We start from the raw sequence: 9,843 nt of genomic DNA on the forward strand, positions 1-9,843 counted from the left end.
ACGGGCCGGTCCTTTGTCGGTCGCAGCCGCTAACGTTCCGCGCATCGCGGCGGCGGAAGCCGTGGCGTTCCACGACCACGAAAGGCGGGCGCTTTGGGTTGGCTGGCTGCGGGCGACGGATATGAGGTCGCCCTCATGGATGGCCGGGTGGCCGCGCGGCCCACCTCCGGCCGCGCGGCGGGGCGGCAGCTCAAGTCGCTGCCCAAGGCCCTGCGCGAGCACCCCGAGGTGGACCGGCTGCGCCGGTTGGCGGAGTGGCTCGACCGGCACGCCGCGGCGTGCGTCGCCCAGGTCGACACCTGGATGGTGTCGTCGCTGCCGGTCCCGACCGGGCTGCTCGCCCGCGTCTGGCAGGACGAGGCGTGGCAGGTGGCGCTGCGCGACCTGGCCGTGGTCGGCGACGACCCGGACGAGGTCGGGTTCCTGCGCGACGCCACCGGCTCCGGCGAGCTGCGGATGGTCAACCTCGACGGTGAGACCGTGCGGCTGTCCCCGGAGACGGTGACGCTGCCACATCCCGTGCTGCTGCCCGACCTCGACGACCTGCGGGAGTTCGCCGCGGAGCTGGGCCTGACGCAGAAGGTCGAGCAGATCCACCGGGCCATCTGGCGCAAGCCCGCCGAGGTGACCGGGAGGGAGGTGGCGGAGTTCGCCGGCGGCAAATACGCCTCCAGGTTCGGGCTGGCCGCCCGGGCCACTCAGCTGGGCTACCGGGTGTCCGGGGGCTACGCCACGTGCCGGGTGCGCGACGCCGGTCGGTTCGCGGAGGCGGCCGTGTGGATCGGGGAGCCGTACTGGGAGGACGAGGTGCGCACCGGCAACCTCACCTGGCACGACCAGGAGGGCAGGTCGTTGCCGGCGGCCGAGGTCGGGCCGGTCGCGTGGTCCGAGGGGATGCGGATGGCCGCGGCGCTCCACGCCGGGCGACAGGTGGAGGAGAGCCAGTGAGCGAGACGCAGTCACCCGAGGAGTTGCTGAAGGCCGGCGCCGTGCTGCCGCCCGGCACCGAGGGGGCGGGCGACCGGGCGGTGCCGCTGGTGGCCCGCGCCTACCGCCATCCCGGGCTGGACGACCGGGTGGTCGTCCGGCTGGTCGCCGAGGAGCTGCGGCCCGCCGAGGACCTGGCGGCCGGGTTCCTCGGCCTGGAGCCCGAGGGGGAGCCCGCCGTCGTCGGGCTCGGCAGCCGGCGCTCGCTCGGCTTCCCCGAGTGGGTGCTCGTACGCCACCCCGAGGACGGCCACCACGCCCTGGCCATCGTGCCCGAGCTCGAACGCGCCGCCAGGCAGGCCAAGTCCAAGCCCAAGACGGCGCTCGACGCCTACCACGCGCTCGCCCGCCGGCTCGCCACCTCCGTCCCGCACTTCCTGCCCACCTTCTACGAGCAGGCCGGGCGGGTGTTCATCGGCGTGGAGAACGCCACCTACGCCGGCCAGCTCTTCACCCACGCCCGCAGGGCCGAGGCGCAGCACGGCATCGAGGTCGACGAGGACCGGCTCGACGCCGTGTTCCTGGAGTTCGCGCTGGCCGGGGCGCTGCCGGTCAAGGCGCTGTCCGGATACGCGAAGGACCTGGCCGGGCGGCTGCCCGCCGACGAGGCGCTGCGCCGGTTCAGCCGGCTGTGCCTGCGGCGGACCGCCGGTGGCATGCCGCCGTCGTCGCAGATGGCGCAGGACCTGCGCAAGCTCGCGCGGGCCGCCGGCACCGACGCCGACGCCGCCGAGCAGGCCTACCTGGCGGAGCTGCTCGTCCTGCCGGCCACCCTGCGGGCGCCCACCGGCTGGTGGCGCTCCCACGCCGCCGCCATCGCGGCGCTGGGCAGGCAGGACGCGTCCGTACGCGCGGCGCTCCTCGACCTCATGCCCGAGTCCAGGGACCACGAGCTGGCCGGGGTGTGGCTGGGGATCGTCGAGGCGTCCGGCGCCGCCGACGACCTGGCCGCCGGGCGGATCCGGCCGCGCGACGGCGTCAAGGGCTGGCTGGCGAGGTTCATGGCGGCTCGCAACCACGCCTGGGGGCTGCCGCCGCGCATGCCCGCCCTCCACGCGCTCATCGAGCGGCTGGCCCCGCGGCTTCTCGAGGAGGACGGGCCGCCGGTGGCGGCGCCGTACGAGGTGGATGTGCTCGACCTGCTGCTCGCCCTCGGCGTTGCGGTGGCCGACCCGGAGGAGCGCGCCACGCTGTGGCTCGAGCACTGGGCGCACGGCGATGAGCGGCGCGACCTGGTCGCCCTGGAGGCCGACGGCCGGTTCCACGCCGCCTTCCGGCGGGCCGCCGACGGCTTCGGCGACAACGACAACGGCCGGCGGGCCATCCGGCTGCTGGCCGCCTCGCCCGGCGGCCGACCGATGCTCGCGGAGTGGACGCGCGAGGTGGCGCGACGGTCGTCGGCCGCCGGGCTGCCCGACCTGCCCGACGCCATGCGGCGACTGGCCTGGCTGCCCGGCGAGGCGCTCGCCCTGGCCGAGGACGACGTACGCGCGGCGGCCACCGCCGACATCGCGCAGGCGCTCGTCCGCACGCTGCGGGCCGGGCTGATCGACGAGCTGGGCTGGCCGGCCTGGGAGGAGGCGGCCGCGAGCCTCGTCCCCCGCAAGGACGTCGACGACCTGGTGGTCGCCGACGCCTGGCCGCACCTGATCGTCGCCGGGGCCTCCCAGGTGCGCGTGCTCGGCGCCGAGGGCACCGCGCTCACCCACGACCTGCGCGTCCCGGCCGCGGACTCGTGGGGCGAGCCCGGCTTCCACTACGTGGACGGCGAGCTGCTCGTCTACTGGCAGTCCCGGCAGCTCGACCGCGGCCTGCGCGGCTACTGGCACACCGCTCCCGACCGGCTCCAGCCGCTGGGAGAGGGCTCGGCGCGGGGCACGAAGCTCGACTGGTACCGCGGCAACGAGCCCGCCACCCTGGCCCTGCCCGGCGGCGGGCGGACGACCGGCCACGGCGTGCTGCACCGGGGCGACACGGCCGTCCCCGACGAGCGCGCGGTGCTCACCGACGGCTCCTCCTACTGGGTGTGGTCGTGGGACGGATCCGACCACGACACCTCCGGCTGGTACGAGTTCGACCCCGCCACCGGGCAGGAAGGGCGCAAGGTCCTGCCCGGGTTCTTCGCCGACGCGCTGAGCACGGCCCCGGCCGGCAGCTCGTTCCGCGGCGGCTGGCTGCTGCCCGCCCCCTCCGACCGGGCCACCCCCATCGGCACGCCGGTGGGCGGGCTGCTCGGGTGGCGCGTGGTGAGCCTGCCCGACGGCTCCAGGCGGGGCGAGGACACCGCCGGGCTCACGGTCACCGTGCCGCCCGGCTACGACTCGCCGATCCTGGCCGTGCGGTTCCCCGGTGCCGAGCGCGCGTGCGCCGTCGTACAGGGGAGCTACCGGCTGCTCCTCGTCGATCCCGACGGGGTGGTCACCGCGACGGTCAAGACGGACGCGGCGCCCGGCCCGTTCGGCATGGGGACGATCATCCTGCCGCCCGCGCGTTACTGGAACCACCTGGAGCCCCGCGATCCCGAGGGGTCGGCCGTGCTGCGCCGGATCGACCGGGACACCGCGGCCGCGCTGCTGAAGGCGGCCGAGTCCGACGGCGACGACCTGCCCGCGCAGATCCGCGCGCTGCTGCCCGGGGTGACCCATGACGGGCTGGTGGCGGGCATCGCCGGGATCGCCGGCTTCGCCGCCCGGCAGCAGGAGTCGCTGCGCGAGATCGTGACCAGGCTCGCCGAGACACTGGCCGGCGACCACGGGCCGCAGGAGCCCGCCGGGCCCGAGGACGACGTCATCGAAACGGCGCTGAGCGGGCTGGGCGGCTCCGGCAACCAATACTGGCGGGCCCAGGACGCGGCCGGCGCGGTCCGCCAGATCCGGCTCCTCGGCCAGGCGTTGTCGGCCCCGGACACCCTGCCGTCCAGGATGGGCCGGCTGCACCTCGACCTGCCCGAGCTGCCCGGCACCGGGCTGCGCTGGGATCACGCGCTCGACCACCCCGGCGCCGTGGCCTTCCGGGCCGCCTCCGCGACGACCGGCGCCGGCGGCCGGGTCGCGCTGCGCGTGCTCCTCGGCGAACTGCACGAGCGCGGGCTGCCCGTCTCCGCCGAGCCCGCCCGGTGGCGCCGGATGTCGCTGCGCCTCGCGCAGCGGCACGTGGCCAGGCCCGACGGCAGCTGGCGCAACGGCAGCTGGCTAGGGCTGCTGCCGCTGGGCGGCGGGGCGTTCATCGCCTTCGTGAACGTGCTGCACCACGGCACCTCGGCCACCACCTGGACGGCCCTGTTCCACGACCCGGCCAGCGAGTTCCAGGTGCCCGAGCCCTACATCGTGGAGTCTTCCGTCCCCCTCGGCGGGGACCGGCCGGCGGGCTGGGTGCGGGCGTTCCTCGCCGAGCTGGACGAGCGCGGGCCCGCGCCGTGGCGGCCGGAGGCGGCCGCGGAGTTCGCCCGGCTGACCGGTGTCTCCCTGACCACCGCCAAGCTCGTGGTGGCCGGGTTGCCGCGGGTGGACGCGTACGAGCGGGGCTTCCTCACCAAGGAGGAGCGCACGCTGCTCGACGTGAAGCTGGCCGACGCCGCCGTCGCCAAGGACGAGCTCCAGAAGCTCGACCACTCCGTACGGTGGGCGATCGTCGCGGCCCTGCTGCCCGCCGACCCCGCCAGGCTGTGGACGGACGGCCCCCACGTGGCCGCCGCGGCCGAGGTGTGGAACGCGAAGGTCGGCCCGCAGGTGGCCGTGCCCGAATGGCTGCTCGGGGAGGCGACCCGCGCGCTCAGGACCGGCGGGGACGCCGGCCAGGCGGTGCGCGCCCTCATCGATCCGGCCGCCGCCCCCGAGCTGAGCCGGGACCTGGCCTGGAAGGTCCGCGACGACCGGGTGGAGCAGGCGAAGCGGAAGCACACGGGGTTCACCGCGGCCACGCTCCGCGTGATCGTGCCCGCGGCGGCGTGGCTGGCCCACCGGCTGCCGGCGGGCGACCCCATCAGGGCCGCGCTGCCCGGCGCGCTGGCCGCGGTCCGCGAGCGGCTGGCCCACCCCGAGCTGCTGCTCGACCTCGACCGCTACATCGACCTGCCCTCCTTCCGCAAGGTCGCGGGGGCCCCGAGCGAGACCACCGACCAATACGTCCGCTACGGCTGCCTCGTGCTGTCCACCTACGACGACCGGCCCGCGCCGGGCATCAGCGTCGCCCTGTACGACGAGGGCGACCCCTACCTGCGGGCCCTGCTGGGGGCCGAGGCGCCGTTCCCCGCGGAGGTCGCCCTGCGCGTGGCGCGCGACCCGCGCTTCGCCGCTCTCCTCACCGACCCCGGTGACCCCGTGTCGGGATCGCGGGACGCCGAGGGCCTGTGGTGGCCGCAGGACCCCACGCGATCCGTGCCCGACCTGGTCGCCGAGGTGGCCGCCACCCATGGGTTGGGCGGGGACGCGGCGGCCGTCTACCTGATGTTGCTGGCGATGCCCGACCCGACCGACCGCAACGTCGCCAGGTGGACCGGATGGAAGCCCGCCCGGCTCAAGGCCGCCCGCGCCGAGCTGGCCGAGACCGACCTCGTCGTGGCGGCCGGGCGGAGCCGGGCGGGGCGCGGGCTGTTCCTGCCCGGCGGCTGGGCCGAGCTCACCGCTCCCAGCCTGCCCGTGGAGCTGTGGAAGCTCGCCATGTTCCAGCAGTGCCCCGGCGCGCCGCTGGTGCCGATCGAGCCCGCCGCCGCTCTTTACGCCACGGCGTGGCGGCGGGTGCGTGACGGCGACCTGCCCCGGTTCGAGGAGCTCAAGGTCGGACGTGGCGCCCGGCGCCGCTGAACCCCCATCACCCCTTAAGGACTTCTCTCCCATGACCATGACTCAAGACCAGGTGGCGGGCGCCCCGGCCCGACAGGTGCTCCCGGCCGAGGAGCGGCACTCGGCCGAGCTGGCCTTCCTCGCCGCCTACGACGACGGGCCCCGGCCGCCGGGGTGGCGGTTGACGCCGCGCGCGGTGGTGACGTTCATCTGCGGCAGCGGCGACCAGTCGCTGGAACTGCCGAAGGACCGGCGGGGCGGCGCCGCGGCCTCGGCGGACGGGAGCGGCGCAGCTCCGGAAGGCGGCGGCGCCGCGGCGGGGGTTCCCGAGAGTGGCGGTGTCCCGGCGCGGATGAAGGTGGAGGCCAAGTTCGTCGGGGAGCGGGCGCTCGTGGAGCGGTGCGTGGTGACGCTCGCCGGAGAGCGCGGGCTGCTGCTCGTCGGCGAGCCCGGCACGGCCAAGTCGATGCTGTCGGAGCTGCTGGCCGCTGCTGTGTGCGGCACCAGCGCGCTCACCGTACAAGGCACCGCGGGCACGACCGAGGACGCCTTCCGCTACGGCTGGAACTACGCCCTGCTGCTGGCCCAGGGCCCGAGCCGGGCGGCGCTGGTGGACTCCCCGGTGCTCACCGCCATGCGATCCGGCCGCGTGGCCAGGGTCGAGGAGATCACCCGCTGCCTGCCCGAGGTGCAGGACGCCCTGGTGTCGATCCTGTCCGACCGGCGGGTCAGCGTGCCCGAGCTGTCCGGGAGCGAGGACGCCCAGGTGGCGGCGGCGCCCGGCTTCACCGTGATCGCCACGGCCAACCTCCGGGACCGCGGGGTGTCGGAGATGTCGGCCGCCCTGAAGCGGCGCTTCAACTTCGAGACCGTCGGGCCCATCGTGGACGCGGCGGCGGAGACGGCGCTGGTGCGCCGGCAGGCGACGGCGGTGGTGCACCGGGCGGGAGCGGCGTTCGGGGTGGACGACGCGGTGCTGGAGGCGCTGGTCACCGTCTTCCGCGACCTGCGTTCCGGGCGGTCGGACGAGGGCTGGGACGTCGAGCGGCCCGGCACGGTGATGTCCACGGCGGAGGCGGTGCAGGTGGCCGCCTCGCTGGGGGTGGCGGCCGCGTACCTGCCCGCGGGCGACGTGCTCGACCTGGTGCCCGGGCACCTGCTGGGCGTCGTGCGCAAGGACGATCCGGCTGATCACGGGCGGTTGCTCGGCTACTGGGACGGACCGGTGCGCCGCCGCGCCGAGGACGGCGCCGCGATGTGGCGCCGTCTGTGGGACCTGCGGGAGAACCTCCGTTGAGCCCGAAGAACGACTCTCCCGGGGAGCTCCGGGAGGTGGACGGCTCGCCTGGGGAGCTCCGGGAGGTGGACGGCTCGCCTGGGGAGCTCCGGGGGGTGGACGGCTCGCCTGGGGAGCTCCGGGGGGTGGACGGCTCGCCTGGGGAGCTCCGGGGGGTGGACGGCTCTCTCGGCGATCCTCGGCGGGTGGTGGCCGAGCTGGCCGGGGCGCGGCGGCCGTACCTGCTGGGTGTCCGGCACCACAGCCCCGCCCTGGCGGCGGTCCTGCCCGCGCTGCTGGACGCGGCGGACGCCGAGGTGGTGTGCGTCGAGCTGCCGGTGGACTTCCAGCCGTGGCTGGAACACCTCGCCGACCCGGCGACCCAGGCACCGGTCGCGCTGGCGGGGGCCGGTGGGGCGGGCGGGCTCGGGTTCTACCCGTTCGCGGACTTCTCGCCGGAGCTGGTGGCCATCCGGTGGGCCTGGAAGCGTGGGGCGGAGGTGTTGTGCTGCGACCTGCCGCTGTCCGACGCAGGCTGGCACACCCCAGACCCGAGCCCGGCCCCAGACCCGAGCCCGCGCTCGGCCCCGGACGCGGACCTGGACCGGGTCCCGCATCCGGACGGCGCCCTGGATTCGGACGGCGCCCTGGATCCGGACCGCGCCCTGCATCTGGACCGGGCCTCGGATTCGGGGCGTGGGTCTGCCGGTGCGGTCGGGGGGCGGCGGCGGGCGTTCGCTGAGGCGCTGGCGGACTCCGCGACCGGGCGTGAAGGCGACGACATGTGGGATCGGGCCGTCGAGGTGCTGGCGCCCGGATGCGAGCCGGAAGCCGTGCGCCGGGCCGCGCTCGGCGTCGGATGGGCGCTGAGGCGGGATGCCGAGGCGGCGGGTGGCGTGCCCGCCCGGGACCTGGCGCGTGAAGCACACATGCGCCGCGTCCTCGCCGAGGCCGCCGCCGGCGGGCGCCGGGTCGCGGCCGTGGTCGGTGCCTTCCACGCCCCCGCCCTGGTCGGCGACGGCGCTGCGGAGCGGGGATCGGCCGCTGGACCGGTCAGCGCGGGCCCCGGGGAGCGGCCCGTCACCTCGCTCGTTCCCTACGCCTTCGACCTGCTCGATTCCCGTTCCGGATACCCCGCGGGCATCCGGGATCCCCGGTGGCAGCAGGCGGTGTTCGAGGCCGGAGGGGATCCGGAGCGGGTGCGGGACGGTGCCGCGCGGGCGATCACCGACCTGTGCCGGGAGATGCGTGCCGCCGGTCATACCGCAGGCACCGGGGAGGCCGTCGAGACGCTGCGCCTGGCCTGCGACCTGGCGCGGTTGCGCGGTCTGCCCGCTCCCGGGCGGGGGGAGTTGCTGGAAGCGGTGACGACGGTGCTCGGGCAGGGCGAGCCGCTCGGCCGTGGCCGGGCACTCGCGCAGGCGCTCGAGACCGTCCTCGTCGGTACGGTACGCGGCCGTACCGCCCCGGGCACCCCGCGTTCCGGGCTCGGGCCGGCGGTCGAAGCCGAGCTGGCCGCGCTGCGGCTGCCCGGCCCGGACAACCCGGACCGGCGGGAAGTGCGCCTCGACCCGCTCCGCTCCGACCTCGACGCGCGCCGCGAGGTCCTGCTGCAGCGGCTGCAGGTCTGCGGCGTCCCGTACGGCGAGCCGGTCGACGTGGCCGGGACGGGGGACGCCGCCGCGCTCGGCACCAGGTGGCGCCTCTCCTGGACACCGGCGGTCCCGGCGCTGCTGGACCTGGCGGGCGTACGCGGTGTGACCCTGGAACAGGCCGCGGCCGGCACGTTGCGGGAGGCGTACCGGAGAGAGTCCGCGGAGGGCGGGCCCACCTGCCGGCTGATTCTCGACGGCCTCCGCGCGGCGGCCCGGTGCGACCTGCCCGAGCTGGTCGCGGACCGGCTCGCCGACGCGGCTGTCGCGCTGCCCGCCACCGCCACGCTCGCCGAGCTGCTCGACGCTCTCGACCTGCTGGAGGCGCTGCGCCGCGAGCACCTGCCCGGCACCACGCCGGAGGGCCGCGGACAGGCCGCCGAGCTGGCCGGCACGCTGCTCGAGGCCGCGGTGCGCGCACTGCCGGGCCTGGCGGGCAGTGACCTGCCCGAGGACGCGTTCGCGCTGGTCGCGCTCGCCACCCGGGTCGGTGAGGAGCGGCTGGGGCTGCGGATGAACGACGCGCTGGGCGAGCTCGCGCGGACGGCGGCGCCGCTCATGCAGGGCGCGGCGCTGGCCGCCCGGGTCCTGCTCGACCTCGACGGCGCCGACACGCTCGGCGCCCGCGCGGCCGGCTGGATCGACAACGCCACCGGTCCTGAGGGCCGCCGCCGGCTGAGCCGCCTGCTGACCGGCGTGCTGACGGCGGCCGGCCCGCTCCTCGAGTCCGCCCCGGCGGCTCTCGGCCCGCTCATGGACCGCATCGACGACCTCGCCGACCAGCAGTTCCTCGACCGGCTGCCCGCGTTGCGCGGCGGCTTCGACACGCTCGCTCCCGCTGCGCGCACGCGGCTGCTGGACACCGTGTCCGAACGGCTCGGCGACCGGCTCGACCTGGCGCTGGCCGCGCCCCCCGAGCTGATCGGCCTGTGGACGGCCGCAGACTCCGCCGGACTGGCCGTCCTGCGCTCGCTGGGGCTGTCCGGCTCCGGTGCGCCGGAGACCTCGGCCGCCGAGATCGCGGATCCGGTGTCCGCCCCATCGGCGCGGGCCGATGACGCGCGGCGGCTGGCGCCGGGGGATCGGTGGCGGTTGCTGCTCGGGCGGGAGTCGGAGCGGCTGCCGTCGAGGGCGCGGGCGTACGCCC

4 protein-coding genes are annotated in these 9,843 nt (G+C 76.4%); all 4 read left to right on the forward strand.

The genetic code is table 11. From position 1 onward, the window contains the following. Positions 1–93 precede the first annotated feature (93 nt). Positions 94–948: a DUF4132 domain-containing protein gene (locus AB0J69_RS48805; protein ID WP_364132740.1), complete on the forward strand. Its 855-nt coding sequence runs from the start codon at positions 94–96 to the stop codon at positions 946–948. Further along, the gene (locus AB0J69_RS48810; protein WP_364132741.1) at positions 945–5,789 is read left to right on the forward strand and encodes a DNA-binding protein; all 4,845 of its coding nucleotides are present in this window, start codon (positions 945–947) and stop codon (positions 5,787–5,789) included. The genes AB0J69_RS48805 and AB0J69_RS48810 overlap by 4 nt, the downstream gene beginning before the upstream one ends. Positions 5,790–5,820: 31 nt before the next feature. Further along, positions 5,821–7,065 (forward strand): AAA family ATPase, encoded by a 1,245-nt coding sequence (locus AB0J69_RS48815; protein WP_364132743.1) that lies wholly within the window; start codon positions 5,821–5,823, stop codon positions 7,063–7,065. Beyond that, the coding region (locus AB0J69_RS48820) for a DUF5682 family protein (RefSeq protein ID WP_364132744.1) at positions 7,062–9,843 on the forward strand (2,782 nt) is incomplete at its 3' end. The genes AB0J69_RS48815 and AB0J69_RS48820, both read left to right, overlap by 4 nt.

This window comes from Nonomuraea sp. NPDC049709 (genome assembly GCF_040674815.1).
Lineage (GTDB): Bacteria > Actinomycetota > Actinomycetes > Streptosporangiales > Streptosporangiaceae > Nonomuraea.